Annotated in this window: 25 protein-coding genes and 1 pseudogene; 16 read left to right on the top strand and 10 right to left on the bottom strand. The window is 71.1% G+C overall.

What is annotated here, in order from left to right:
* Positions 1 to 105: 105 nt before the first annotated feature.
* Positions 106 to 804, bottom strand: a complete 699-nt coding sequence (locus ACIRO3_RS30740) for a hypothetical protein (RefSeq protein WP_404142197.1) — start codon at positions 802 to 804, stop codon at positions 106 to 108.
* A 480-nt stretch (positions 805 to 1,284) separates the two neighbouring features.
* Here ACIRO3_RS30740 and ACIRO3_RS30735 point away from each other — a divergent pair, with 480 nt between their 5' ends.
* From ACIRO3_RS30735 to ACIRO3_RS30725, 3 genes are all read left to right on the top strand, one after another.
* Positions 1,285 to 3,087 (top strand): cation:proton antiporter, encoded by a 1,803-nt coding sequence (locus ACIRO3_RS30735; protein WP_404142194.1) that lies wholly within the window; start codon positions 1,285 to 1,287, stop codon positions 3,085 to 3,087.
* Positions 3,088 to 3,201: 114 nt separating this feature from the next.
* A complete protein-coding gene (locus tag ACIRO3_RS30730) occupies positions 3,202 to 4,509 on the top strand; it encodes a DUF2254 domain-containing protein (protein WP_404142192.1) in 1,308 nt (435 codons plus the stop codon).
* Complete coding sequence (locus tag ACIRO3_RS30725; protein ID WP_404142189.1) at positions 4,506 to 5,066, top strand: potassium channel family protein; 561 nt, start codon at positions 4,506 to 4,508, stop codon at positions 5,064 to 5,066. The genes ACIRO3_RS30730 and ACIRO3_RS30725 overlap by 4 nt, the downstream gene beginning before the upstream one ends.
* Positions 5,067 to 5,245: 179 nt before the next feature.
* On the opposite strand, the gene cynS is transcribed toward ACIRO3_RS30725, so the two are convergent.
* Together cynS and ACIRO3_RS30715 are read right to left on the bottom strand one after the other, a co-directional pair.
* The gene (gene cynS / locus ACIRO3_RS30720; RefSeq protein WP_404142186.1) at positions 5,246 to 5,716 is read right to left on the bottom strand and encodes a cyanase; all 471 of its coding nucleotides are present in this window, start codon (positions 5,714 to 5,716) and stop codon (positions 5,246 to 5,248) included.
* Positions 5,717 to 5,790: 74 nt separating this feature from the next.
* The gene (locus ACIRO3_RS30715; protein ID WP_404142183.1) at positions 5,791 to 6,393 is read right to left on the bottom strand and encodes a carbonic anhydrase; all 603 of its coding nucleotides are present in this window, start codon (positions 6,391 to 6,393) and stop codon (positions 5,791 to 5,793) included.
* A 134-nt stretch (positions 6,394 to 6,527) separates the two neighbouring features.
* Between ACIRO3_RS30715 and cynR the strand changes: the two genes are divergently transcribed.
* Positions 6,528 to 7,433, top strand: a complete 906-nt coding sequence (gene cynR / locus ACIRO3_RS30710) for a transcriptional regulator CynR (RefSeq protein ID WP_404142180.1) — start codon at positions 6,528 to 6,530, stop codon at positions 7,431 to 7,433.
* A 77-nt stretch (positions 7,434 to 7,510) separates the two neighbouring features.
* Here the strand turns inward: cynR and ACIRO3_RS30705 are convergent, their stop codons facing one another.
* Positions 7,511 to 9,136 carry a putative glycoside hydrolase gene (locus ACIRO3_RS30705; RefSeq protein WP_404142177.1) on the bottom strand — a complete coding sequence of 542 codons (1,626 nt, stop codon included), beginning with the start codon at positions 9,134 to 9,136 and terminating at the stop codon, positions 7,511 to 7,513.
* Positions 9,137 to 9,339: 203 nt separating this feature from the next.
* Between ACIRO3_RS30705 and ACIRO3_RS30700 the strand changes: the two genes are divergently transcribed.
* Entirely contained in the window at positions 9,340 to 10,350 is a 1,011-nt protein-coding gene (locus ACIRO3_RS30700) for a polysaccharide deacetylase family protein (protein WP_404142176.1), read from the top strand.
* A gap of 11 nt (positions 10,351 to 10,361) precedes the next feature.
* On the opposite strand, the gene ACIRO3_RS30695 is transcribed toward ACIRO3_RS30700, so the two are convergent.
* Positions 10,362 to 11,471: a DUF1152 domain-containing protein gene (locus ACIRO3_RS30695; protein ID WP_404142174.1), complete on the bottom strand. Its 1,110-nt coding sequence runs from the start codon at positions 11,469 to 11,471 to the stop codon at positions 10,362 to 10,364.
* Between the two features lie 195 nt (positions 11,472 to 11,666).
* On the opposite strand from ACIRO3_RS30695, the gene ACIRO3_RS30690 reads away from it, so the two are divergent.
* Positions 11,667 to 13,067 (top strand): STM4012 family radical SAM protein, encoded by a 1,401-nt coding sequence (locus ACIRO3_RS30690; protein WP_404142171.1) that lies wholly within the window; start codon positions 11,667 to 11,669, stop codon positions 13,065 to 13,067.
* Between the two features lie 28 nt (positions 13,068 to 13,095).
* Here the strand turns inward: ACIRO3_RS30690 and ACIRO3_RS30685 are convergent, their stop codons facing one another.
* From ACIRO3_RS30685 to ACIRO3_RS30670, 4 genes are all read right to left on the bottom strand, one after another.
* Positions 13,096 to 14,100, bottom strand: a complete 1,005-nt coding sequence (locus tag ACIRO3_RS30685) for an EamA family transporter (protein ID WP_404142258.1) — start codon at positions 14,098 to 14,100, stop codon at positions 13,096 to 13,098.
* Between the two features lie 117 nt (positions 14,101 to 14,217).
* Complete coding sequence (locus tag ACIRO3_RS30680) at positions 14,218 to 15,465, bottom strand: FAD-dependent monooxygenase (RefSeq protein WP_404142170.1); 1,248 nt, start codon at positions 15,463 to 15,465, stop codon at positions 14,218 to 14,220.
* Positions 15,466 to 15,523: 58 nt separating this feature from the next.
* A complete protein-coding gene (locus tag ACIRO3_RS30675; RefSeq protein ID WP_404142167.1) occupies positions 15,524 to 16,666 on the bottom strand; it encodes a serine hydrolase domain-containing protein in 1,143 nt (380 codons plus the stop codon).
* Between the two features lie 178 nt (positions 16,667 to 16,844).
* Positions 16,845 to 17,327, bottom strand: a complete 483-nt coding sequence (locus ACIRO3_RS30670) for a MarR family winged helix-turn-helix transcriptional regulator (RefSeq protein WP_404142166.1) — start codon at positions 17,325 to 17,327, stop codon at positions 16,845 to 16,847.
* Between the two features lie 157 nt (positions 17,328 to 17,484).
* Between ACIRO3_RS30670 and ACIRO3_RS30665 the strand changes: the two genes are divergently transcribed.
* The 3 genes from ACIRO3_RS30665 to ACIRO3_RS30655 all read left to right on the top strand — a co-directional run bounded on the left by ACIRO3_RS30665 (position 17,485) and on the right by ACIRO3_RS30655 (position 18,961).
* Positions 17,485 to 18,045, top strand: coding sequence for a quercetin 2,3-dioxygenase (locus tag ACIRO3_RS30665; protein WP_404142163.1), 561 nt, complete (start codon positions 17,485 to 17,487; stop codon positions 18,043 to 18,045).
* 196 nt (positions 18,046 to 18,241) lie between these two features.
* On the top strand, positions 18,242 to 18,394 hold the full coding sequence (locus ACIRO3_RS30660) for a hypothetical protein (protein WP_366000915.1): 153 nt from the start codon (positions 18,242 to 18,244) through the stop codon (positions 18,392 to 18,394).
* 174 nt (positions 18,395 to 18,568) lie between these two features.
* Positions 18,569 to 18,961 (top strand): hypothetical protein, encoded by a 393-nt coding sequence (locus ACIRO3_RS30655; RefSeq protein ID WP_404142161.1) that lies wholly within the window; start codon positions 18,569 to 18,571, stop codon positions 18,959 to 18,961.
* A 176-nt stretch (positions 18,962 to 19,137) separates the two neighbouring features.
* On the opposite strand, the gene ACIRO3_RS30650 is transcribed toward ACIRO3_RS30655, so the two are convergent.
* The gene (locus ACIRO3_RS30650; protein ID WP_404142158.1) at positions 19,138 to 19,701 is read right to left on the bottom strand and encodes a dihydrofolate reductase family protein; all 564 of its coding nucleotides are present in this window, start codon (positions 19,699 to 19,701) and stop codon (positions 19,138 to 19,140) included.
* 174 nt (positions 19,702 to 19,875) lie between these two features.
* Here ACIRO3_RS30650 and ACIRO3_RS30645 point away from each other — a divergent pair, with 174 nt between their 5' ends.
* The 7 genes and pseudogenes from ACIRO3_RS30645 to ACIRO3_RS30615 all read left to right on the top strand — a co-directional run bounded on the left by ACIRO3_RS30645 (position 19,876) and on the right by ACIRO3_RS30615 (position 24,543).
* Positions 19,876 to 20,253, top strand: a complete 378-nt coding sequence (locus ACIRO3_RS30645) for an ATP-binding protein (RefSeq protein WP_361786087.1) — start codon at positions 19,876 to 19,878, stop codon at positions 20,251 to 20,253.
* A 161-nt stretch (positions 20,254 to 20,414) separates the two neighbouring features.
* A pseudogene (locus ACIRO3_RS30640) lies at positions 20,415 to 20,879 on the top strand (MscL family protein).
* 311 nt (positions 20,880 to 21,190) lie between these two features.
* Entirely contained in the window at positions 21,191 to 22,924 is a 1,734-nt protein-coding gene (gene ctaD, locus ACIRO3_RS30635) for a cytochrome c oxidase subunit I (protein ID WP_404142155.1), read from the top strand.
* Positions 22,925 to 22,938: 14 nt separating this feature from the next.
* On the top strand, positions 22,939 to 23,274 hold the full coding sequence (locus ACIRO3_RS30630; protein ID WP_404142154.1) for a hypothetical protein: 336 nt from the start codon (positions 22,939 to 22,941) through the stop codon (positions 23,272 to 23,274).
* A gap of 55 nt (positions 23,275 to 23,329) precedes the next feature.
* A complete protein-coding gene (locus tag ACIRO3_RS30625) occupies positions 23,330 to 23,491 on the top strand; it encodes a hypothetical protein (RefSeq protein WP_404142152.1) in 162 nt (53 codons plus the stop codon).
* Between the two features lie 88 nt (positions 23,492 to 23,579).
* A complete protein-coding gene (locus ACIRO3_RS30620; RefSeq protein ID WP_361786072.1) occupies positions 23,580 to 23,858 on the top strand; it encodes a GlsB/YeaQ/YmgE family stress response membrane protein in 279 nt (92 codons plus the stop codon).
* Between the two features lie 175 nt (positions 23,859 to 24,033).
* Positions 24,034 to 24,543, top strand: a complete 510-nt coding sequence (locus ACIRO3_RS30615; RefSeq protein WP_404142150.1) for a GNAT family N-acetyltransferase — start codon at positions 24,034 to 24,036, stop codon at positions 24,541 to 24,543.
* Positions 24,544 to 24,600: the final 57 nt, after the last annotated feature.

The raw sequence follows: 24,600 nt of genomic DNA, 5'->3' as shown, positions 1-24,600 counted from the left end.
ACCCGGACATCCCGCGACCCGGACATCCTGCCATCCGGGACCCGGCGGGCCGGCGACGCCCGGAGAGCGGCGTCCGCGACGCCCACGGCGTCCCACCGGGGGTTGTCAGGCGAACACGTTGACGGCGCGGGCCACGACGAGGCCGAGGATGAGCAGGGAGACGAGGGCCTGGACGCCCATGGCGATCTTCGCCCAGGAGGCCAGCGGCATGACATCGGTGGGGCTGAAGGCGGTGGCGTTCGTGAGCGCGAGGTAGAGGTAGTCGACGTAGCGCGGCCGCCAGCGCGTTGCGTTCAGTTCGGGGCTGAGTTGCTGGGGGAAGGCGAGCTGGGGGGTGACCGGCATGCGGTGCGCCCGGGCCGCGGCGCCGCCGCCGTCGAGCTCGAAGTACAGCAACGAGAACGCGAGTACGGTACAGGCCCAGACCGTACCGCCCGCCTGGAGCAGGGCGGCCGCGGAACTGGTCTCCTTCCCGCCGTGAATGAGGTCGTCGACCAGGCGGATCGTCGACCACACGGCACTGCACGCCAGAACGCCGACCAACGCGATCGAGGCGGCGCGCAGCGCGGTCGAGCGGCGGCTGATACGACCGGGGTCACCCGCGATCAGCGCCACGAGAAGCAACCCCTCGACCACGGGCAGCACCCAGCCCGGGGCCAGACGCAGGTCGTCGGGCAGCAACACCGTCAGTACGATCGCCCCCACGACGGCGGCGGCCATCGGCCAGCGGGCCTCGCCGACCACCACCTCGGAGCTCTGTTCCGCGTCCGCACCACGAGCACCGTCGCCACTCACCCGCGGCACCCGCGGCACTCCTGACGCGTACCGCGGTACCGCGCGCGGAGCGGATCCGCGCTCCTGCCTCCCCGAAGCGGCGGAAGCGGGACGGCTGGACGACGGGCCGGCAGCGGACGGGCACGGCGGCGGGTTCGAGCGATGAGCCACGGCATGGACAGATGGTCGCGCAGATCGCGCACCCGGCGGTGGCGCCGCGCCCCTGGCGGCCCCCTACTCGACGCGAGTCCGCGCGCCCCGCCCCGGCGGCGTCACGCCCGCCCACGTCCTGCGGCCCACTCCTTCACACCGGCGCGGCACAGCTCCGACCGGGCGAAGCGAGCCACCGACCGGCCGTACGGCGGCCCTTCCCGAATGCCGGTCGGCGCAACGGGTGATTGCCTGGCCCCCTGTGCCCGTCCGACCGCCGCCAAGCGGTACCGATGCCGCGCGGCGAGGAGGCAGCATGGTGGGTCGCACCACGGCCGCGCCGCGGGGTGGAGCGCCGCTGTGACCGATGACCAGATCCTGCTCGGGCTCACGCTCACCGTGCTGCTCGCGGTCGGTTCCCGGATCCTGGCGAGCCGGCTGCGCGTCCCCGCCCTGATCGTGCTCCTGCCGGTCGGCTTCGCCGCCGGAGCCCTGACGGACGTCATCCATCCCGAACGACTGATGGGGGCGAACTTCTCGGCCCTGGTCTCACTGGCCGTCGCCGTGATCCTCTACGACGCCGGTCTCGGGCTCGACGTACGCAACCTCACCGGCCCGACCCGATGGATCGTGGGGAGGCTGCTGCTCGTCGGCATCCTCCTGACGTTCTTCGTCACCGCGGCCGTGGCACCGGCCATGCTCGACATGCCGCTCAGGGTGGCGTCGATGCTCGGGACGATCCTCGTCGTGTCGGGGCCCACCGTCGTGGGACCGCTGCTGGAGTTCGTACGGCCGACCGACAAGGTGCGCCGCATCCTGATCTGGGAGAGGACGCTGACCGACCCGATCGGCGGCATCCTCGGCGCGCTCGTCTTCCACGCCATCGCCACCACCCACCGGGTCGACATCGGCCGGGGCTACCCACTGGGCCAGTTCGGCATCAGCATGGCGGTCGGCCTGGCCGGAGGGGCGGTGGGCACCGCCCTGCTGTGGCTGACGCTCCGCACCCTGCGGCTCGGCGGGGTGCTCGGTACGCTCGCCCAACTGGCCACCGTGATCACCGTCTCGGCGGGCTGCGACATCGTGCGCGACGACACCGGCCTCATCGCCGCGATCGTCACGGGCCTGGCGGTCACCAACATCCGCGGCTTCGACATGCCGGCACGGCGCCCCTTCTTCGAGACGCTGATCCAGCTGATCATCGGGCTGCTGTTCGTCTCCATCTCCTCGACCGTCACCCCCTCGTCACTGGTCCCCGTACTGCTTCCCTCACTCGCCCTCATCGCGATCCTCGTCCTGGTGGTGCGCCCGCTCGTGGCCTTGGCCGCCACGAAGGGCTCGGGTCCGACCTGGGGCGAGCGGGCCTTCATCGGGTGGATGGCCCCCCGCGGCATCGTCGCGGCGGCCACGGCGTCCGCCTTCGCGGCCGGCCTGGTCGAACGGGGGGTGGCCGGAGCGGCCCGGATCCTTCCGGTGACCTTCCTGGTGATCGTGGGCACCGTCCTGTTGTACTCGCTGACGGCGGCGCCCGTGGCGCGCCGCCTGGGCGTCGTCAAGCCGACGGGCACCCGCCTGCTCCTGGTGGGCGGCGAACCCTGGGTGGTCGACATGGGCAGGGCCCTGCGCACCGCCGGTCTCGACGTGCTCATGTGGGCGGGGCTCGACGAGGAGAGGAAGCGGATCGCGGACGCGGGGATCGATCTCGCGAAGGGCGAACTGCCGGCCACGGCCACCAACCCCGGTGCACGCCTGGAAGGAGTGACGGCCGTGCTCCTGGCCACCGACGACGATTTCAACGCCCTCGCCTCCGTCGTGATGAAGAGCAACGTCGAAGGCCACGTCTACCGGGTCGGCCCGCCGCACGGCAGCCACGGTGTCGTCGCCCCCTACACCGGCGGTGACATCCTCTTCGGCACCGCGCTCGTCCGTCACGTACTGGCGGCGCGCCACGAGGAAGGAGCCCGCTTCGTGGTGCGGCCCGCCTCCTCGCCGCGCCCGCCGGGCTCCGACATCCTCTTCGTCGTCCGGGCCGACCGGCGGCTGGAACCGGTCACCGAGCAGCAGCACGTCACGCCGCGCGAGGGCGACCACGTGGTACTCCCCGTCCCCGGCCCCGCCGCCGAGTCCGACGCGGGCGCCCCCGCGCCCGCGGTCCTACCGTGAACGTCGAGAAGAGTCCCCGCAGACCCGGATCCGGAGGATGCCCCGTGCCTGACCACCGAGCACTGGTTTCACCGTCCAGAAGGGCCGGCGACGCATGGGCGCCGTGAGCGTGCCGTGATCTCCTGGGCGTCCACGTTCAGGCTGCGGCAGTACGTCAAGGCAAGCCTGTGGATCGTCCCCCTGTTCGGCATCGTCCTGGGCGTCGTGCTCGCCGAATGCGCCATCGCCGCCGACAGCGCGGACTGGCCGCCGAGCGGCTGGCGCTATTCGGCCACCACGGCGAGCGGCGTACTCAGCGCCATCGTCGGGGCGATGGTGGCGCTCCTCGGCTTCGTCGTCACCATCGGCGTCCTGGTCGTCCAACAGGCGACCGGAACCCTGTCCCCGCGGTACATGCGCCTGTGGTACCGGGACCGGCTGCAGAAGGCGGTGCTGGCCACCTTCACGGGAACCTTCGCCTTCGCGTTCTCCCTGCTGCGCAGCATCGAGTCGAACTCCGTACCCGACCTCGGCGTCTCTCTCGCCGGCGCGGCGGTGGCCGTCAGCCTGCTGCTCCTGCTCGTCTACCTCAACAGGTTCACCCACAACCTCCGGCCGGTGGCCATCGCCGATCTGGTCGGACGCATGGGGGAGAACGTCTTCACGCACGGGGCCGCGGTCGTCCGCGGCGCCGAACCGCACGCCGGAGCCCTCCTGCCGTCGGGCGATCCGGTGCTGAGCATCCGTGCCGAACGCGGCGGCGCCATCCAGGCGTTCCACGTGGCCGCGCTGGTGGCCGAGGCGACGCGGCACGACTGCACCTTCATCGCGAGGCACCTGATCGGTGACTTCGTACCGCCCGGCACCGTCCTCGTGGAAGTCCACGGCGGCACGACGACGCCCGAGCCGCGGCGGGTGGCGGGGCTCATCGCCCTCGGCGTCGAACGAACCATCGAACAGGACCCCGCCTTCGCCCTGCGGATCCTGGTGGACATCGCCATCCGGGCGCTGTCCCCGGCCGTGAACGATCCCACCACCGCGGTACAGGTGCTCAACCACATCGAGTCGTTCCTGCACATGACGGGCGGCAGCTCGCTTCCCGGCCGTTACGTGCTGGCCGACGACCACGGCCGGCCGCGGCTCGTGCTGCGGGGGCGCGACCGGGAGGACTACCTCCAGCTCGCCGTCTGCGAGATCCGCGAGTACGGTGCGTCGTCCGTACAGGTCTGCCGGCGGCTCCGTGCCCTGCTCGAAGGGCTTCTCGACACCTCGCCACCGGCGCACCTGCCCGCCGTGCGCGCGGAACTGGGGCTGCTGCGGGAGGCGGTCGATCGGAAGTTCGCCGACCCGGCCCGCCGCGCCCTCGCACACACGGCGGACAGTCAGGGCATCGGTGGCCGCCACCTGACCGGAGAACGGACCCCGCGGGGCGAACCGTGGTGAGCGGGAACCTTGACGGTCACCGCCGCCAACTGCTCTTCGCCTGCGTGCGTTCGCTGGGCGCGGCGGCACTCCTGGTGGCGGCCTACTACCTCCTGCCCATGGAATCGGCCTTCACGACCACCACGGTCCTCGTGCTCGTCGCAGGCATCGCCGCCGTGGTGGCGCTTCTGGCCTGGCAGATCCAACAGATCGCGCGATCACCCTGGCCCGGGCTCAAAGCCATGGAGGGCATGGCCATCACCGTGCCGCTCTTCGTCCTGATGTACGCCTCGGCTTGTTTCCTGATGGAGCACAGCGCGCCGGGAAGCTTCAGTGAACCGCTGACGCGCACGGACGCGCTGTACTTCGCGATGACCGTGTTCAGCACGGTCGGGTTCGGGGACATCACCGCGCGCAGCGAGCCGGCCCGGCTGCTGACCACGGGACAGCTCGCCGTGAATCTACTCCTGCTGGGGGTGGCGGCCCGGCTTCTCGCCAACGCGGTGCAGCGGGGGCGGCTGCGCCGCGACCGGTCGGTCGACCCCCACGAGAGCGACGGCACGCCCCCCGCCCCGTGACGGCCCCGGCGCTCGCCACCGCCGACACCGGGCGCGAGGCGGTCACGCGTCGGTCGTATCGCTCGTACCGGTCGTACCGGTCGTGCCGCTCGTGCCGGTCGGTCGGGGAGAACGGGGCCGGGGCGGGCCGGCGGCGTCGCCGCCGTGGCCCGTCCCGCGGCCGGCTGAGGCGCGGCGGATCAGAAGGGCCTGGTCGGCAGGTACTTGCCGTCCAGGGTGATGACCGCGCGCTCGCCACCTTCGGGGTCGGCGACCTTCCGCACGTCCAGCTTGAAGTTGATCGCGGAGATGATGCCGTCACCGAGCTGCTCGTGGACCAGGGCCTTGAGTGTGGTGCCGTAGACCTGGAGCATCTCGTGGAAGCGGTAGATCGTCGGGTCGGTGGGGATGCCACCGGGGATGGAGCCCCGGGTCGGGATGGTCTGCAGCACCATCGTGTCATCGGCGTCCAGGCCGAGGAGCTCGGACACGGCCTCGGCCGACGCCTTGGGCAACGGGTGCTGTCCGAGGACGGCGGCGGTGACGAAGGCGACCGACAGGCCGCAGACGTCGGCGATCTGCTGCCAGGACAGGTCCTTGCGGATCTTGGCGTCAACGGCCTTGTTGGCGAGGGCCTGACGGGCACTGTTGTCGAACTGGGCGTGCACCATGGAGGGCGTTTCCTTTCGGGAGCGTGGCCCACCGTGATTGCGGTGGACGACGGTTCTGGGGGCGGGGGAGGAGCTCAGGCGGTGAGGGCGGCCGCTCGGCCGGTGGCGTCGAGTTCCGCGACGGTCCCCGTGCGGATGTCGAAGACCCAGCCGTGCAGGGTGACCGTCTTCGCGGCCAGCGCGCGGGCCACCGAGGGGTGGGTGGCCAGGGTCGCCAGCTGGGCGCGCACGTTCTCACGTATCAGCGCATCCACCAGCCGGGGTCCGGCTTCGCCGCTGGTACGGGCCCGGGAAGCGTCCGCGTGGCGCAACCAGTCGGCGACGGCGGGCACGCCGCTCAAGTCGTGGTGCTCGGCGAGCGCGGTCATCGCTCCGCACGCGGAATGCCCGCAGACGACGATCTCGCGGACGTTCAGGACGGCCACGGCGTACTCGACGCCGGCCGCGACCCCGTCCGGTCCCGGGGCGTAGGCGGGGACCAGGTTCCCGGCGGTCCGGATGACGAACAGCTCGCCCGGCTCGCTCTGGGTGATCAGCTCCGGGACGACCCGGGCGTCGGAGCAGCCGATGAACAACGTCTTCGGCCGGTGGGACGAGGCGAGCTCGGCGAAGAGGCCCGCCCTGGCCGGGTACACCTCGCGCCGGAAGCGCGTGACGCCTTCTGTGAGGTCGTGCATGGTCACTCTCCTTCGGTGGTCGCCGCCGTCGCCCGCCTCTTCGGGCTGACGAGGTCCACCGTGCATGACCTGTGCCTATAGTGTCCAAGACGCAATGGCCATGAGCACTATCGATGCCATCTATAGTCGTGCCCATGGCTCCGGAACTTCGTCATCTGCGCTACCTGCTCGCCGTGGCGGAGGAGGCCAACTTCACCCGCGCCGCCGAACGCCTGCGGATCTCCCAGCCCACCCTTTCCCAGCAGGTCAAACAACTCGAACGCACCGTCGGCGTCCAGTTGCTCGACCGCACCGGTCGTACCGTCCGCCTCACCGACGCCGGCGAGGCATACGCGCACTACGCCCGCAGGGCCCTCCACGACCTGGCGGCGGCCGAACGCGCCGTCATGGACGTCGCCGACCTCTCCCGCGGCCACCTGCGCCTTGCCCTCACCCCCACCTTCACCGCCTACCTCATCGGCCCCCTCGTCGCCGCGCTTCACACCCGCCACCCCGGCATCACCCTGGACGTGCGGGAAATGACCCAGGACCGCATCGAATCCGGCCTGCTGGCCGACGACCTCGACCTCGGCATCGCTTTCCAGGGCCCCCACCTGACCGGCGTCACCGCCACCGCCCTGTTCACCGAGACCCTCAGCCTCGTCACCGGCGCCGACCGCCCCGGAGGAACCGACCCGCGGCCACTGCCGGTACGAGACCTCGTCGCATACCAACTCGCCCTGCTGAGCGGTGATTTCGCGACACGCGGCCATATCGACGCCTACTTCACCGCCCACACGGTGCGGCCACACATCGCGGTGGAAGCCAACTCCATCCAGGCCCTGACCGAAATCGTCCGGCGCACCGACCTGGCCACCGTCCTGCCCGACGCCATCACCCATGACCACCCCGGGCTCGTCCCCATCACGGTCGAGCCCGCCCTCCCCGCCCGCACCGTCGCCCTCCTCCAGCGCGAGAACGCCTACCGGAGCGCCGCGGCCCGTGCCTTCGTCGCTCTCGTCCACGACCACATCGGCCGGCGCGGCTACGTCCCGGCCTGAGGGAAGTGCGAAGGCGGGGCCGGACGGCCCCGCCTTCCCACGGTGTTCGGTCATTCAGACGGACAAGGCCCGGCCCGTCAGTGCGTGGCGATCCGCTGGAGCGCCGCGCCCTGATAGCGGGCACCGGCGTTCCACAGGATGAAGGAGTTCATCTTGTTGGCCGCCGCGCCCTTGATCTGTTCGGCCACCTCGGTCGGCCCGTAGGTGCTGCCCATCGAGAAGTCCTGGAGCCACGGGATGATCTCGGTCTGGGTGCCCTTCGCCTGGCGGGCGAAGTCGGCGAGCGAACGCTGCACGATCGCGTACGGAGCGGTGTCGGGCTGCGCCACGCCATATTCCCCCGGCCCCCAGTGGGACGGGTAGACCATCGGCGCGATGTAGTCGGTGACCTTCACCAGGGCCCCGATGTCCTGAGCGATCTCGGTGGGCCGGGTGGCGGCGATACCGAAGACCGAGACGCCGAGGTACTTGGCGTGCGGGCGCAGCGCGGTGCGGGTGTCCGCGACGAACGAGGTGATGGACTGCTCGGGCGTGGCGCTGCCGATACCCGGGAACCGCATGTGTGACAGCGGGCCGTCCGGGCGGCGCACGTAGTCGTACAGGATGTCGTCGAAGCCGAGCCGAGCCGCTTCGACGGCGAGGTCCCGGTTGTAGTCGCGGACCGTGGGGTTGGCGAAGTTGGTGAAGGACAGGGCTCCGTAGTGGCCCCCGTTGTAGGGCTGTCCGGCCGGGGTCAGCACGAGCCGGTCGTTCTTGCCCGCCTTCCACGAGGCCGCGGCGAGCTTGGGGTCGCGGAAGGCCACGATGCGGCCGATGACCTGGGCGCCCGCGGCGTGGATCTCGGCCACCGCCTTGCGGGCGTCGTAGTAGCCCTTGGCCGCGCCGATCTGGCGGGCCAGCGGTACCTGGGACGCGTACCCGACCTCGCCGTCCTCGTCCTTGACGTCCAACTCGACGGCGTTGAGCTTGCCGCTGCGAACGAGGGCGAGGATGCCGCGGCGCAGGGTGTCGTCGCCCCAGCCGATGGCGGTGATGTGCGCGGCGCGGATCATGGGGCGACGCCCGCGGGCGGACACGTCCTTGGTGGTGGTGTTGCCGGCGCGGTCCACCGCGGTGACCGTCGCGACCGGCGTGCCCTTGGGCACCGTGACCTTGAAGGCGCCGACCTTGTCGACGGGGACCTTCTTGCCGTTGACGCTCACCACGGCGTCGGTGGACGCTCTGCCGGTGATCGTCACGGGGGCGGCGACGCTCTTGACGACGGGGTCGGCCACCTTCAGCTCGGGAGCGGTGGCGTCCACCCGGAAGTCCACGACCTTGCGGTACGAGGCGAACGGGAAGTTGCTGTCGCCCGCCACCACCAGGGTGTGCCGGCCTTCGGTGAGCCGGGGGAGGGCAAGTCTCAGTCGGGCGCCCTCAGCCGTGACGGGGACGGCCCTGCCGTCCAGGGTGGCGCGCAACTTGTCCTGGCCGCCGGCCTCCTCGGCGGCCAGGTAGGCGCTGACGTGTGCGGCCTTGCGCCCGTCGAGGACGGCGCCGTCGCCGAGGCCGTGAAGGCCCGGGCCCGGGGCGAGGATCGTCCAGGCCCCGACGGCCGCTCCGGCCAGCCCGAGGGCCCCGGTCGTCGCTATCAGGGCGCCCCGACGGGCCGGGCGGTGGCGGCGCAGTGCGGTGGCCGAGTGGGATATGCGTGTGGGGGACATCAGGACGTCCTTCGTGCCGTGGGCCGGATGCTGCCTCCATCTATTGCCACGTCGCGCCCTGGTCGCCACGTTTCGGCCTTAATTCACACGAATGCCGCGTCCGGTTCCGGCGTGGCGGCTACGCCATGCAGGGGGCAGCGCGATATGCGCACTCCCGGCGGAGGTAGGGATGGTGCGACACGTTCGCCTTGGAGGAGCCACTCATGCGCCACCCCCTCGTTCCGCTCGGCGCCCTGGCCGGCGCCGCCCTGCTCGTCTCGGGCTGTTCCACGGGGCCGTCACAGGCCGCCAAGGAACACCGGACGTCCGCCTCGGTCGCCGCGGTCGATCCCGTCGCCGCGAAAGCGCCGGCGGAGGTCGGCGCCGACGAACTCGGTCAGGTGCCGGTACTGATGTACCACCAGCTCACCGGCGCACCGAGCAGCGTCTACGACCGCACCCCGGCCGACTTCCGGGCGGAACTGGAGCGCCTCGCACGGGAGAACTACGTGCCGGTGACCGCCCGGGACTTCCAGACGGGCCGCATCGACATCCCGGCCGGCGCGCACCCGGTGGTCCTCACCTTCGACGACTCGACCAACAGCCAGGTGCGCCTGGGCCCGGACGGCAAGCCGGCGCCGGACACGGCCGTCGCCATCTTGGCGGAGACGGCCCGCAAGCACCCCGGGTTCAAACCGGTGGCGACCTTCTTCGTCAACGCCGACGCCTTCGGCGCGACAGGCTCCGCCAAGGCCCTGACCTGGTTGAAGGAGCACGGCCACGAGGTCGCCAACCACACCGACCGCCACGAGAACCTCCGCTCCCTGGACCAGGCGGGTGCCACGCGGGCGATCGCCGCGGGACAGCACGCGATCGAGAAGGCGGCGCCCGGGACGCGGGTCACCTCGCTCGCCCTGCCCTTCGGCGCCATGCCCCAGCCGGCCGGCGTCGCCACCCGCGGAACGGGCTACCGCTACGACGGGGTGTACCTGGTGGGGGCCAACCCTTCGGTCTCGCCGTTCTCGAAGGCGTTCACGCCCGGCGCGATCCCCAGGATCCGCTCGGCGGGGCCCAAGGGCGAGGACGCCGAGTTCGGTTCCTCGCGCTGGCTGGACAAGCTGGCCGCCGGGAAGAACCGTTACGTCTCGGACGGGGACCCGAACACCGTCGCCTTCCCGAGCGCCTCGCGGACCGAACTGTCCCCGGCCTTCGCGAAGCGCGCCCGGCCGTACTGAGACGATGCGCCTCAGGTTCCGGCCAGCCGCCACAGTGGCGCCGCGCTCCGGGTGCGGGGCGCGGCGCGCAGGGTGCCCAGGAGGGCGTGGGCCCGGTCGCCGGTCAGGGCGAGTTCCTCGAGGATCCTGCGGGTGGTGACGTAGGCGATGCCCTCGGCCAGGGTGTCGTGCTCCCAGGCCGCGAAGCGCGCCCAGATCGAGTCGACGTCCTGATCGTCGGGCCCTGAGGCGTGGCCGTCGGGCCCCGCGAGAGACCCGGTCGCGCGTCGCCGTTCGCGTGCGATCTCGGAGAACCCGCACACGGCCCGGGACGCCGCCTCGGCCTCCGCCAGGGTGGTGGTGCCCGCGAGCCGCCGTGCCAGTGGGTTCAGGGCGAGGACGCGTTCCAGGGTCAGCCGGTGCACGCCGCCCGCGGCGTCGTCCAGGGGTATCGGCCTCGGGGCGTCCCGGGTTCCGCAGACCCCGCGTATCCCGCGTGCCGCGGCGACCAGCAGGGCACTGGCCTCGGACGGGTGCCAGTCGAAGACCCGGTCGACGACCGAGGTGTGGTCGGCCCGGAGGGCGAAGTCGGCCGGTCCGATCCGGGGGAGCAGTTCGGGCAGCGGGACTTCGTTGTCGAGGCCGGGCCCCGCGATGTACACCGTCGTCGCCAGGCCCGCCTCGGCGCAGGCGGCGACGGCGAGCGCGTCGCCCAAGGGGCTGCGCAGGGTCGGTTCGTCGCCCCGGGCGACGATGTCGCCGCCGACGTCGACCAGGTCCACGCGATCGGTTGCGCACCAACGGGCGGCGGCCCTGATCCGGCGCGCCAGACCGGCCACGCCGTCGTACGGGTCGAGCAGCCCCAGCCGGGGCCCCAGTTCGCCGGAGAGCCGCGGGAGCAGGGAACCGGCGGGGGACCGGGGCGTGGTGGCGGGGGTGATCAGGTCGACCTCGGGCGCGACGCGGTCGATGCCGGTGAAGTCCCGCACGCTCCGGGGCCCCGGCACGGGGTCGACGACCAGCCGTTCCCAGGCGTAGGTCAGGACCAGGGCGGGCGAGCCCGCGCCGTACAGCGCCGTGTGGACCATCGCGGCCGTGATCGCGTCGCCGCCGCCGCCGGCCGCTATGAGAAGTCTCTTCATGACGGACACCGATACCGCACGGCGCACGCACGACACACGCGGAATCAAACATTCCGCAAAAAGTGCATATGAACCTCTACACGCAGAAACCAAGCTTCTCGCCACACTACAGAAATCGGCCCACGCCGACTCTAAAGTGACGGAACGTCACCGATGGTGACCTCGCATACCCCTGGAAGGAACCCAAGTCCCCCCATGACCAGAGCCGTTGCCTTACCCACGCCGGTCTTCCCCGCCCCCCGGCCCGCCGACACGCAACCGGAGACGCCGTACGAGCAGTACGTCTACGCCTACCCGCACCAGAAGGCGTACCGCCTCCTGGACGACGGCCCGCTTCTCAGCGACCTGTGGGCCCGCGAGCGACTGGACGCCCTCTCGCTCTACGTGCACATCCCCTTCTGCGAGATGCGCTGCGGGTTCTGCAACCTCTTCACCCGCACCGGAGCCTCGGAGGACGTCACCAGCGCCTTCCTCGACACCCTGGAGCGCCAGGCACGCGTCACCCGCGAGGCCCTGGAGGCCAAGGGGGACCCCGTCCGGTTCACTCTCGCCGCGTTCGGCGGTGGCACCCCCACCTACCTCACGGCGCGCGAACTGAGCAGCCTGTGCGACACCGCCGAGAACATCATGGGAGCCGACCTGCGCTCCGCCTCCTGGTCGGTCGAGACGTCCCCCCAGACGGCGACCGCGGACCGCCTGGCCGTACTCGCCGAACGCGGCGCGACCCGGCTGAGCATCGGCGTACAAAGCTTCATCGACGAGGAGGCCCGCGCCGCCGTCCGCCCGCAGAAGCGGGCGGAGGTCGAATCCGCCCTCGCCCGCCTCAAGGAGGCGAAGTTCCCGATCCTCAACATCGACCTCATATACGGCATAGACGGGCAGACCGAGCGCACCTTCCAGGTCTCCCTCGACGCCGCCCTCGCCTGGGAACCCGAGGAGATCTACCTCTACCCCCTCTACGTACGCCCGCTCACCGGCCTCAGCACCCGCCACGCCACCACACTGCAGGACTGGAACGACCAGCGCCTGCGGCTCTACCGCCACGGCCGGGACCACCTGCTCTCCGCCGGTTACGAACAGACCTCCATGCGGGTCTTCAAACGCACCGGAACCGCCGCCGTCGAGGACACGGACGGCAGCGGCATCAGCGAGTACAACCAGCAGGCCGGCATGGTCGGACTGGGCGTCGGCGCCCGCTCCTTCACCACCGACCTGCACTACACCACCGACTACGCGGTCGCGGTACCGGAAGTGCGGCGCATCATCGACGACTACATCGCCACCCCGACCGAGGCGTTCCGCAGGGCCCGCTGGGCGTTCCCCATGGACGGCTCGGAGCGGCGCAGGATGTACGTCCTCCAACACCTCCTGGAGGCCGACGGCTTGCGCCCCGCCGCCTACGAGGAACTCTTCGGCACCCGATTCGAGGACGACTTCGGCCCGCAGCTCGCCACCTTGCGGGAACGGCACTGGCTGCGGGAAAGGGACAGGACGGCATCCCTGACCCCGAACGGCATGGCCTGGGCCGATGCCGTGGGCCCGATGTTCTTCTCGGACCACGTCAAGGACACCATGCGCGCGTACCGGGACCGCTGACGCCCGGCGCCGAGCCTCCGCCCCGCCGTCAGCCGGCCGGCGGGGCCACCCGCGGGGCGGGCTCCGGACGCGGATCGGAGTCCTGACGCGGATCGGATTCCGGCCCGGACGCCCGACCCGGCGCGGGCCGGGGCTCGGGACCGGAACCGGCGCGGGATCCGGGTGCGGTGTCCGAGCCCCGCCGCTCGGGCAGGGACACCAGGACCAGCCCGAGCAACAGCAGGGTCGCCCCGCCCGCCGCCGCCGCCCCCGGCCGCTCACCCAACACCAGCACCCCCAGCACCGTCGCCACCAGCGGCTCGGTCAGGCTCAGCGTCCCGGTCGTCGCGGCGCTGAGCCGCCCGACGCCCCGCGTGAACAACAGGTAGCCGAGCGCCGTCGTGCCCAGGCCCAGCCATGCGATGAGCGCCACCGAGCGGCCTGCGGCCAGCCCTTCCGGTGCGATGAACACGTACGGCGAGACCAGCAGACCCGCGCACAGCACGCTCACCGGAGCGGCCGCACCGAGGTCGGCGCCACGCACTCCCAACTCCTTCGACGCCGCGATGTAGACGCCGAAGGAAGCCCCGGCCACCACGCCGAACAGCACACCCGGCAGGTCCACCCGTGCCCCGCTGCCCGGCAGCAGCAGCAACACGACCCCTGGCACCGCGCAACCCGTTCCCGACCACCAGCGCGAGGTCAGTCGCTCGCCCGAGAGCAGCCGGGCGCACAGACCCCCGACCACGGGCACCGTCCCGAACGCGACCGCCGTGGCCAGCGCCGCGCCCGAACGCTCGACCGACTGCAGGAAGCACACCTGGAAGGCGGCGGTGACCAGAACGCTGAGCGTCAGCCAGGGCGCGACCCCGGGCAGCCGTAACGTCCGCAGCCCCGCCGGCCGCACCGTCAACAGGGCCAGCACCAGGCCCCCGAGCAGCATCCGGCACGCTCCCAAGGACACGGGGTGCACCCCGGCGTCCGCCCACAGCTGCGCCGGCCCCACCGTCCCCCACAGCACAGCCGCCGCCAACACAGACGCCACCGCTCCCATGACAACCCCCTCCGCGATGTCCATCACCGACGAGGCGAACGTATCGAGGCGGGGCGCGACAGACCTACTGGTCGAAACCCCTATGATCCGGGCCCCGAAGCGGCCGGGTCCGTTCCTTCACACCAACCCGGGGCGGTTCGGCGGGGTGGTCCGCGCGTACGTCGGGAGGTTGATCGCGTCGGCGGGCGGAGTGAACAGCCTCGACGCCAGGCCACCCAGGCGCGCCGCGGCCGGACTGCCGGCGATCCTCAGGACGGTGTTCATCGTGGCGAGCCCGGTCCGGCCGCGCGGGTTGGCGATCCGCGGTGTGCCGGGCGGGAGCTTCTGCGCCTGGTCCACGTAGGGGCGCATGAGCGCCTCGTACCGGGCGAACGCCGTGTGAGGGGGGTGGGCGGCGAGCTCGCCGGCGAGGACGTAGGCACCGGTGAGGGCGAGGCTCGTGCTCATCCCGCTGATCGGGGACGAGCAATAGGCCGCGTCCCCGACCAGGGCCACTCGGCCGCTGCTCCAGGACGGCATACGGGCCTGGCCGACGGCGTCGAAGTAGAGCGGGGCGTCGTCCAGGGCCGCGAGCACGCGGGGCGCCGCCCAGCCGACGTCGGCGAAGGTACGGCGAAGGATCGTGACGACGCCGTCGCGGTCGAGCTCGTCCAGGCCCCGCACGTCGGAGAGGAAGGAGAGTGTGGCCCGGATGGTGCCGAGGTTGTCCGGGCGCAGGGTGATGCTGCGCCCGCGTCCGGCGCTGTGCCAGCGCCACAGGTCGCTGTCGTCCCCCGTTCGAGGGATGGTCAAGTAGGCGATGTAGAAGTCGAGTTCACGCACGGCATCGATGTCGGGGAAGACCAGGGAGCGGGTGCGGGAGCGCAGGCCCTCGGCGATGACCACCACGTCGAAGGTGCGGGCCGCGCCGCCGGCGAACGTGACCGTGACTCCGTCCTCGCCCTCACCCCCGTTGTCGTCGTCGTTCTCGTCGAGGGTGAGGATCCGGTCGCCGAAGATGTACTCGGTGTCCTCGCGGGTGCGGTCGACGATGATGCGGGACAGTTGTCCCCGCAGGATCTCCAACTCGGCCGTCGCACCACCGGAGTCGGACGTGCCGGCCGCGAACCGCGCGAGAGGCGCGCCGGCGGCGTCGACGAACTCGGTGCCCGTCTCACCGGTCGAGGCGGCGCGGATGGCGTCCTCGATGCCCATGCGGCGGGCGACCTCGCGGCCCGCGCCCCGGACGTCGATGTTCTGGCCGTCCTCCCGGAGCTCGTCGAACCGTTCGACGACGGTGGTCCGCCAACCCCGGGCGTTGAGCCAGTACGCCAGAGCCGGGCCGGCGATGCTCGCTCCGGAGATGAGGACGGTGGGTGTGCGCACGGTGGCCCTTCGGGTAGGCATTCGGATCGGTCTTGTCGCCGGTCCATCCAACTACGAATCAGCCTTCCGCGTGCTCCTGGAAGGCGGGATCGCCGTGCTCCGCGCGGAGGGCGCTCTCGACGGCGTCCGCCAGGTAGGTGACGCGGTCGTGACGGTGCAGTCCGCGGGTGACGTAGGCGAGTGAGTAGCCGTGAGCGGGGGAGTGCCAGGCGCAACTGCCTCCGATGCCGCCCATGCCCAGGTCGCCGTTGTCGTCGATCTGGAAGCCGAGGGACCAGCGGATGTCGTCGCGCAGGAAGCCATCGGCGCCGGCGGCGGCGGTGTGGGAGAGCGCGGACCAGAGTTCCCCGCCCAGAAGTCGTGTCACATGGCCGTCGGGTCGGCTGAGATCGTCGTACAGGAGCGCCAGTGACGGGGCGTCGGTGATGAGACCGACCGCGCCGAAGGGAGCCAGGTGCCAGGACGGGCTGCGCAGGGTCTCGGTGTCGAGGAGGCCGGCGGGGCGGAGCAGGGCGGCGCGGCCGAGTTCGTGTGCGAGGTGGGGGTCGGTCCATTCGGTTCCCAGGGGCTCGGGCTCGGCGACCAGCGGAAGTTCGCCGGGCCGGACACCGAATCTGAGGCGTGCGCCGAGGGCGCGGGACAGGGATTCGGTGTACGCGCGGACCGTGGGGGCGCCGGTCGCGGCGAGGAGCCCGTCGACGAGGTGGCCGTAGGTGGAGGCGTGTTCGGCGATGGCCTGACCCGGCACGGTCTGCGGTTCCATGGTTTCCAGGTCGTGCACGAGCGCGGCGTGGTCGCGGGGATCGATTCCGGCCGCGGCGGGGGAGAACGTGTGCTTGCCCGACCGGTGGCTGAGGATCATGCGCAGGGTCGTGGGATGGTCCGGCGTGTCGCGGTAGGCGGGCCAGTGCGCGGTGACGGGGTCGTCGATGCCGAGGTGACCGTCGGCTACGGCCCGAAGGGCGGCGAGCGCGACCAGCGGTTTCCCGGTGGAGAAGACCTGGACGAGGGTGTCCGCGCTCCACTGGATCTCCTGCGCGAGATCGGCGCTGCCCCCGTGCACGACGAGGGCCGGAGCGCCGCCCCGCCAGATCGCCAATGAGCCACCGGGCTCGCGTCCCGTGTCGATGAGCTCCTGGAAGCGCGCGATGACCGGCCCCCAGCCCCGACTGGAGTGTTGGACCCGGATGGCTGCGGACATCGTTCACCTTTCATCGGAGCTTCGGAGCTTCGGAGGTTCCGCGGGGAGGAGGACCCCGTCGCGAGGGCGGTTCGCCGGTGCGGCACCCACCGACCTGAGCGGTGCGAGGTGAACGAGGCCGCCGAGCCCCGAGGGCCGCGCGCCCGGTTGCCAAGCGGGACGATGTCGATCGCAGGACCTACCGGGGGTCCTGCGGGGGGTGGTCGCCCGGAGCCGTGTCAGGGGCGTCGACCAGGGGAGGATCGCCCCAGGGCAGGTTCAGCGCGTCCCGCAGGGAAGCGGCGGCGGCGGCGCCGATGCGCTCGGCGAGGACTTCCTCGATCACACCGATGGCCGCCAGCGCACGCCGATGGGCGCGGGCCCCTTCGGCGGTGACGCGAACCAGACTGCTGCGCGCGGAGGCCGGATCCGGGGCCTGCTCCAGCAGGCCCACGGCGATCAGACTGTGCACGGCCTGGTGGGCGGTCTGCCGGGTGACGCCGACCCGGCGGGCGAGGTCCGCGATCGAGGCGCTCTCACCGTCGAGCGTCGCGAACACGGCCGCCTGGGCGGCGCTCACCGGCTGTTCGCCCGCGGCCCGCATGGAGGCGAGCAAGGCGTCCTCGAACCAGCGTTTGGCCTGGGTGAGCAACTGCGGCAGGTTCGGGGCGGACTGGCTCATGGCTCCTCGGAGGGCGGGGGGACTTGAGCATAGCCACCGCCGAGGCGTTCCTCGCTCCCACTTTCACAGCCGGCACAACCGGCACCGGGCCACGCCTCCGCCGACCAATGTCAGGTAGCCTGACGAATGTCCAGGCCGTCCAACCCGGAGGTTTCCCATGACCATGGAATTCGCCACCCCCTACCGCTCGCGCTCGCGCGTCCCCGCCGAGGCGGGCCTGCCCTACTTCGTGGAGAAGGGCATGGGGGACCGTGCGCACCTGTTCACCGACCTGGTGACGGTCTACGCCGGCGCAGAACAGACCGAGAACACCTTCAACTTCTTCACCGTCGAAGGACCCAAAGGCGAGATCATCCCGACCCACGTCCACGCGGACACCTACGAGGTCTTCTACGTCACCGACGGCGCGATACGACTCTTCGCCGAGGACTTGAACGGCGGGCAGCACGAGAAGCTGCTCACCAGCGGCGACTTCGGATTCGTACCGAAGAACTGCCCGCACGCCTACCGCATCGAGCGCCACCACAGCCGGGTCGTCGGGGTGGCCGCCGGCCCGGGGGTCACCTTCGAGCGGTTCTTCGAGAACCTCGGCGCTCCCACCGAGGAGCTCGGCCCGCCCCGACAACCGCTCGTGCCCACCCCCGACAGGTTCCGCGCCGCCGCGGAAGGCTTCGACGTCCGCTACCTTCCCCACCACCGGTGGCACACCGGGAACTGACCGTCGCCCGCCCGTACGCCGCCCGTGGACGGGGCGCACCCGGATGCTCGGCGGGCGGCCCCGCCGCTCCCCGGGCCGCGCCTCGGAAGCCGGCCGGTGGTCCACCCCGTTGCCGTCTGGGTGCGTGCCCATCTCGACCACGGGTAGACGCCTTTGAGAGCCCATCAACCCTCGCAGACAGGCAGGAGGCACCATCATGAAGACGCACTCAGGCGGGTACCCCGCGCCGACGACCGTTCCTGCTGAGGAGCAGGTCCGTACATGCCGAACGGCGACCGGCACCTCCGCCGCGGAGAACCCGGCCGAGACCGACGGGCAGAGCGAGACGATCATCCGCGGCGAAGACTGACCCGCAACGGCCCGGCGGCTGATCGCCACGCCACCCGCCGCGGTCGCCCCCGCCGCCGCCCCGGGCCGTGGGAGGGCGGCCGCGGGCCCGCCGGGGGACAATGGGGGCACGAGCCGCCGGGGCGTGCGCGTGCGAGCGGCTTCCCCCTTCCGCTACAGAACAGCAGGTCAGGCCATGGCCAAGCAGCAGCCGAAACCGTCCCAGCCCACCCACGGCAAGGGTCCGAGCCCGCACAAGGGCACCGAGCAACACGGCTGGTCGCCGGATGTGGACGAGACCCGGCAGGAGGACAACCCCAGCGCCCACCGCTCCTTCCACCCGGACACGTACGCACCCGCCAAGGGACCCGGAAGAACCGTCTCCAAGGAAGAATCCGGCAACCCCCACGGCAAACCCTCCAAGAGCACGAGCAGGCGCGGCGAGGAGCAGAGCAAGGGCTCCGGCGAGAAGGGGATGCACGACACCGGCCCCCGGGGCCGCTCCCAGCGCCCCAGCGGAACCAAGGACGCCTCCGCCTCCACCGGCGTCGACCCCCAGGACCCGCCCGGCACCCGCAGCGGCGGCTAGAACACCGCCGCCGGGGGTGACGATCGAGAAGGGCGCCGCCGAGGCCAGGGCCTCTGGGGTACGGCGCCTCGCGCGTTGTAGGACCGCCCGAGTACGTCCAGTACGAGCGGCGGTCCTCCGCCTTGCGATCCACCGCACCGGACACCGCGCCCCGGCACGCCTTTCCGGCCACGGCGCTAGCGCATCACGCGGTAGCGGAGGTAGACGAGTTTCGAGCTGAACGTGCGGGACTCGACGAGTTCGAGATCCACCCGGCGCTCGCCCCGGGGAAAGAACGGAATGCCACCGCCGACCAGCACGGGGTGGACCCTGGCCCGATACTCGTCGATCAGATCCGACGCGGCCGCCTCGGCGGCGAGCGTCGCGCCGCCGATCGCGATCTCGCCCGCACCGGGCTCGGCCCGCAACCGCTCGATCTCCTCCGCCAGGCCGCCGGAGGCCAGGCGGGCATGGCCCTGGACGGCCGACAGCGTGGTGGAGAACACCACCTTGGGAAGCGGCCTCCAGAGAGCGACCCACTCGCGCAGCGACTCGTCGAGCGCCGGATCCCGGTCGGCGGTCTCCCAGTACAACATCGTCTCGTACAGGCGCCGCCCCATCAGGTGGACGCCGACCTCGCGCATCTCGTCGGTGACGACGCGGAAGAACTCCTCGTCGGGCGCCGTCCAGTCGAAGCGGCCGTTCGGCCCGACGATGTAGCCGTCGAGTGAGACGCCCATCGTGTAGGTCACGCTGCGCATCCGGGCTCCTCCCAGGTACCGGGTTCGACAGTACGACCGCCGCACCACGCGGGACCCCTCGCGGCGCGCGAGATCCCGTCGGTTTTCCCAGCCACACGACGGTGAGGGGGAACCATCGGCCGGGTGGGTTTCGTGGAGGAGATGGGGAAGACGCGACGTGTGAAGGGAGAGGCGATGCCGGGTACACCGCGTCGCACGGCCGGACTGAGATGCGAGGACGCGCGGCGGATCGCCCAGGACGTCCTGTCGGCCCACGGGGTGGGGACGCGCCTGGTGGACGACGTGCTCTTGGTCGTGTCGGAGCTGGTCTCCAACGCGGTCCGTCACGCGGGCGGGGTGACCGACTTCCGCGTGCGGTGCCTCCCGGATTCGGTGGCGATCGAGGTGTCGGACGCGTCCACCGCCGCTCCCCGCCCGCCGGGCACGCCGGTCGAGGTGCCGGGTGGGTTCGGCTGGGTACTGGTCAACCGGATCGCCGACCGTACGGAGATTCGGCCTGCTCACGACGGAAAGAAGATCACGGCGTTCCTCTCACTCACCGCCGCCACCTGAACCGCGCGGTGCGGTGCGTCCGTGCGCTGGAGGACGCTCCGTGCGCTGGAGGACACAGAGCATCAACAAGGCGGCTCCGGGCAGGAGCGCGGTCATGCCCGGACACCCCGCGCGTCCCGGCCCGCGTTCCCGGCATGAACCAGTCGCGAGGAGGAGCAGGGATGTTGGTGAAGGGCTTGAAGGGCTTCCGCGGTTTCATACTCCGGGGGAACGTGATCGACCTGGCGGTCGGCATCGTGATGGGAGCCGCGTTCACGGCGGTGGTCAACGGCTTCGTGAAGGGCTTCCTCACCCCTCTGGTCGGCTTGGCGGCGGGCGTGCGAGGCAATTTCGGCACCCGGAGCTTCAAGGTTGCCGGCACGGACTTTCCCTAAGGCGGCTTCGTCGACGCGGCCATCAGTTTCGCCCTGGTCGCCGCCGCCCTGTACTTCCTCGTCGTCCTGCCCGTGAACAAGCTCCATGAACGATTCGCGCCGCATCAGGACGTGCAGGCCGACAAGAAGGACTGCCCCGCGTGTCTGAGTCCCATCCCCGTCCGAGCGCGGCGTTGCGCCTACTGCACCGAGGAGTTGACCCCGGGCCCGGAGGCGCCGAAGTATCCGCATGAAGCACGCGAACGTGCGTGAGCCGCGGCGGTGGCCATGCTCGCGCGACGCGGCGAGCATCCTGGCCGCGAGCCCACCCCGCACCCTCCTTGTCTGTCTGCCCGCCCGCCCCCTCGCCCGGGGCGCTCCCGCCCATGGCTCCCCGTAGCGACGTCCCGCCCCGCCACATCGACGCCCACCCCGCCCGCGTATGAGGCGGGTGGGGGATTCCGGTCGGTTCGACACGCCGTGCGGCGCGCCTCCGGGGCGTGGCGCGGTGTGGGACGCGTACACATGGGAAGCGGCGTCAGCCGTACAGCCTCTGTCGGGATCCAGAGTTGATGAGGTGCGCAATGGTGATGTCGATCGAACCGGTCAAGCCGGCTCCGGTCGCGGGTCGGACTCCGGGTCAGGTGATCGTGTCGTGGTTGACGACGACGGACCACAAGACGATCGGGCATCTCTACCTGATCGCGTCGTTCGGATTCTTCCTCGTCGGCGGCGTACTGGCATTGCTGCTGCGGGCCGAGCTGGCCCGGCCGGGGATGCAGATCGTCTCCAGCGAGCAGTACAACCAGATCTTCACCCTGCACGGCACCATCATGCTGCTCTTCTTCGCGACCCCGACCTTCGCGGGCTTCGCCAACGCGATCATGCCGTTGCAGATCGGGGCTCCCGATGTGGCGTTCCCGCGTCTGAACATGCTGGCGTTCTGGCTGTTCCTCTTCGGCGGACTGATCGTGGTGGGCAGCCTGCTCACTCCGCAGGGCGCCGCGGACTTCGGCTGGACCGCCTACACACCGCTGAGCAGTGCGGATCGCACACCGTTCATCGGCGGCGACATGTGGATCATGGGGCTGGCGCTGTCCGGCTTCGGCACGATCCTCGGTTCGGTCAACTTCGTCACCACGATCATCTGCATGCGCGGTCCGGGCATGACGATGTTCCGGATGCCGATCTTCACGTGGAACGTCCTGCTGACCTCGGTTCTGGTGCTGTTCGCGTTCCCCGTCCTCGCCGCGGCCCTGCTCGTGTTGGAGGCGGACCGAAAGTTCGGCGCGCACGTCTTCGACGCGTCCAACGGAGGCGCGCTGCTGTGGCAGCACCTGTTCTGGTTCTTCGGGCACCCCGAGGTCTACATCATCGCCCTGCCGTTCTTCGGGATCGTCACCGAGATCTTCCCCGTCTTCTCCCGCAAGCCCGTCTTCGGCTACCTCGGCCTGGTCGGAGCCACCATCGCGATCGCGGGACTGTCGGTCACGGTCTGGGCGCACCACATGTTCGCCACCGGCGCGGTCCTCTTGCCGTTCTTCTCGTTCATGACGTTCCTGATCGCGGTACCCACGGGGGTGAAGTTCTTCAACTGGATCGGCACGATGTGGAAGGGGTCGATCTCGTTCGAGACGCCGATGCTGTGGTCCATCGGCTTCCTGGTCACCTTCCTCTTCGGAGGGCTGACCGGCATCATCCTGGCTTCCCCGCCGATGGACTTCCAGGTCACCGACTCCTACTTCGTCGTCGCGCACTTCCACTACGTCGTCTTCGGCACCGTCGTCTTCGCCACCTTCGCCGGCTTCTACTTCTGGTGGCCGAAGATGACCGGCACCATGCTCGACGAACGCCTCGGCAAGATCCACTTCTGGACCCTGTTCATCGGCTTCCACACCACCTTCCTCGTCCAGCACTGGCTCGGCGCCGAAGGCATGCCCCGCCGCTACGCCGACTACCTGAACTCGGACGGCTTCACCGCCCTCAACACGCTGTCGAGCATCGGCGCGTTCCTGCTGGGCCTGTCCACCCTGCCGTTCCTCTACAACGTGTGGAGGACGGCGACGACGGCGCCCAAGGTCACCGTCGACGATCCGTGGGGCTACGGCCGCTCGTTGGAATGGGCCACGTCCTGCCCGCCGCCCCGGCACAATTTCGTCACCCTGCCGCGCATCCGCTCCGAATCACCGGCCTTCGACCTGCACTACCCCGAGGTGGCCTCGCTGGACGAGGCGGGCGATCAGGGCAAGCGCGACGTGCTCGACGATCCCGGCAACCGCGAAACACCCGGATCCGACCGCGGTACCGAGGGCCGGTAGGGGGAGGGAGCGCGATGGACCGCAACGAGGCGGCAGCCGGCCTGGCCGAGCTGGAGGGCTACCTGATGAGCCGCGCCGCCCACCACACCGCGGCCATGGAAGCGGACGCCTTCGCCGATGCGCTTCCCTGGCTCGGCCGGGCGGAACGCGAGGACGTCGTCCACCTCTACACGGCCCGTCACCTGGCCCGGACCCGCCATGTCCTGTGCGAGATCACCGGCCGCAGCCAGGAGCTGCGGGAGGAGTACGCTCGCCGCTACCAGCTCCTGCGCCGCCGTGTCCTGGCCCTCGCCCTGCTTGGCACCGCGACCACCCTCGCCGTCCTGGTGATCGGCCTGAAGGTGCGTTGAGGCCCGTGTCTGATCACGGCGGTCCGGGCCGGTGGCAGCTTCCAGGATCTGCGGCATGGCGACGAGACTCGTGCGGATCAACGTGAAGGCCCGCGAAGACTCCGCGCTCGGCCGGTTCCGGAGGGGCGACTTCGGGCGGGCGACGAGGTCGGTGCAGACGGCCCCGGGGTCGGGCGAGGACCGTTTCGACGAGGACCGCCTTTTCGCCCAGGCGTAATGATCAAGGACTTGGGACGTTTGGAAATCTCCGCGCGGTGCAGACGCTCGTTAACACCGGCTTTATTCATCGAGGTAGGAGAAGCGTCATGGGCATCATCGCCTGGATCCTGATCGGACTGCTCGCGGGCTTCATCGCCAAGGCACTGATGCCGGGCAAGGACCCGGGCGGCGTCGTCGTCACGATGCTCATCGGCATCGCGGGCGGTCTGCTCGGCGGCTGGCTCGGCAAGGTCATATTCGGCGTCGACTCCATCGACGGCTTCTTCGACCTGTCCACCTGGATCGCCGCCATCATCGGCTCCGTCATCCTCCTCGCCGTCTACCGCCTGGTCACGGGCAACAAGCGTCACCACCGCCACGCCTGAGCGACACACTTCCCCGAACCCGAAACGGCTCCCCCTCTCGCGAGGGCGGAGCCGTTTCGCCGTCACGAGCCCAGGCCGAACAGCACCCCCCGAAGCCGTGAGTCGCCAAAGGCCGGGCCGTCTCCGGCCGTAACCCCGTGGTGGAAGGACGGTCAGGCCGCATACCGTCGGCACCATGCCCGAGATACAACTGCTCCGCCCGGATCACGCCCCCGCACTCCTCGCCTTCGAGCGGGAGAACCGGGCCTACTTCGCGGCGTCCGTTCCCGACCGGGGCGAGGAGTACTTCGCCCGGTTCGACAAGCGCCACAGCGACCTGCTGGCCGAGCAGGAGACCGGTGCCTGCCACTTCCACGTGCTGATCGACGCCGCGGGCGAGGTGCTGGGGCGGGTCAACCTGGTGGACGTGGCGGAGGGCGGCGCCGAGCTCGGGTATCGGATCGCGGAGCGGGCCGCGGGCCGGGGGCTCGCCACCTCGGCCGTCCGGGACGTGTCTGCTCTCGCCGCCCACAGGTACGGGTTGACCGCCCTGCGGGCCGCCACCACGCTGGACAACGGGGCGTCCCGGGCCGTGTTGGCCCGTGCGGGGTTCACCGTCACAGGCGAGACGCGGCTCGCCGGGCGTCCCGGTCTGACGTACCGCCGCAGCCTTGCGGACGTTCCCGCTCCCCGTGTCGACCATTGACGGGCACCTCGTTCGCGGTCGCGCCGTCCGCCCTTCCCCGGGTTCGACATCGTCTGG

This window comes from Streptomyces sp. NPDC102278, from assembly GCF_044766345.1.
Classification (GTDB): Bacteria; Actinomycetota; Actinomycetes; order Streptomycetales; family Streptomycetaceae; genus Streptomyces.
This window is presented reverse-complemented; position numbering and strand designations above follow the sequence as displayed.

Coding starts and splice junctions, on each gene's coding strand:
- cynS (WP_404142186.1), bottom strand. CDS start 5,716: ATGGTGCACGCCCAGTTCGACAACAGTGCCCGTCAGGCCCTCGCCAAC.
- ACIRO3_RS30715 (WP_404142183.1), bottom strand. CDS start 6,393: ATGCACGACCTCACAGAAGGCGTCACGCGCTTCCGGCGCGAGGTGTAC.
- cynR (WP_404142180.1), top strand. CDS start 6,528: ATGGCTCCGGAACTTCGTCATCTGCGCTACCTGCTCGCCGTGGCGGAG.
- ACIRO3_RS30705 (WP_404142177.1), bottom strand. CDS start 9,136: ATGTCCCCCACACGCATATCCCACTCGGCCACCGCACTGCGCCGCCAC.
- ACIRO3_RS30700 (WP_404142176.1), top strand. CDS start 9,340: ATGCGCCACCCCCTCGTTCCGCTCGGCGCCCTGGCCGGCGCCGCCCTG.
- ACIRO3_RS30695 (WP_404142174.1), bottom strand. CDS start 11,471: ATGAAGAGACTTCTCATAGCGGCCGGCGGCGGCGGCGACGCGATCACG.
- ACIRO3_RS30690 (WP_404142171.1), top strand. CDS start 11,667: ATGACCAGAGCCGTTGCCTTACCCACGCCGGTCTTCCCCGCCCCCCGG.
- ACIRO3_RS30685 (WP_404142258.1), bottom strand. CDS start 14,100: ATGGGAGCGGTGGCGTCTGTGTTGGCGGCGGCTGTGCTGTGGGGGACG.
- ACIRO3_RS30675 (WP_404142167.1), bottom strand. CDS start 16,666: ATGTCCGCAGCCATCCGGGTCCAACACTCCAGTCGGGGCTGGGGGCCG.
- ACIRO3_RS30670 (WP_404142166.1), bottom strand. CDS start 17,327: ATGAGCCAGTCCGCCCCGAACCTGCCGCAGTTGCTCACCCAGGCCAAA.
- ACIRO3_RS30665 (WP_404142163.1), top strand. CDS start 17,485: ATGACCATGGAATTCGCCACCCCCTACCGCTCGCGCTCGCGCGTCCCC.
- ACIRO3_RS30660 (WP_366000915.1), top strand. CDS start 18,242: ATGAAGACGCACTCAGGCGGGTACCCCGCGCCGACGACCGTTCCTGCT.
- ACIRO3_RS30655 (WP_404142161.1), top strand. CDS start 18,569: ATGGCCAAGCAGCAGCCGAAACCGTCCCAGCCCACCCACGGCAAGGGT.
- ACIRO3_RS30650 (WP_404142158.1), bottom strand. CDS start 19,701: ATGCGCAGCGTGACCTACACGATGGGCGTCTCACTCGACGGCTACATC.
- ACIRO3_RS30645 (WP_361786087.1), top strand. CDS start 19,876: ATGCCGGGTACACCGCGTCGCACGGCCGGACTGAGATGCGAGGACGCG.
- ctaD (WP_404142155.1), top strand. CDS start 21,191: ATGGTGATGTCGATCGAACCGGTCAAGCCGGCTCCGGTCGCGGGTCGG.
- ACIRO3_RS30630 (WP_404142154.1), top strand. CDS start 22,939: ATGGACCGCAACGAGGCGGCAGCCGGCCTGGCCGAGCTGGAGGGCTAC.
- ACIRO3_RS30625 (WP_404142152.1), top strand. CDS start 23,330: ATGGCGACGAGACTCGTGCGGATCAACGTGAAGGCCCGCGAAGACTCC.
- ACIRO3_RS30620 (WP_361786072.1), top strand. CDS start 23,580: ATGGGCATCATCGCCTGGATCCTGATCGGACTGCTCGCGGGCTTCATC.
- ACIRO3_RS30615 (WP_404142150.1), top strand. CDS start 24,034: ATGCCCGAGATACAACTGCTCCGCCCGGATCACGCCCCCGCACTCCTC.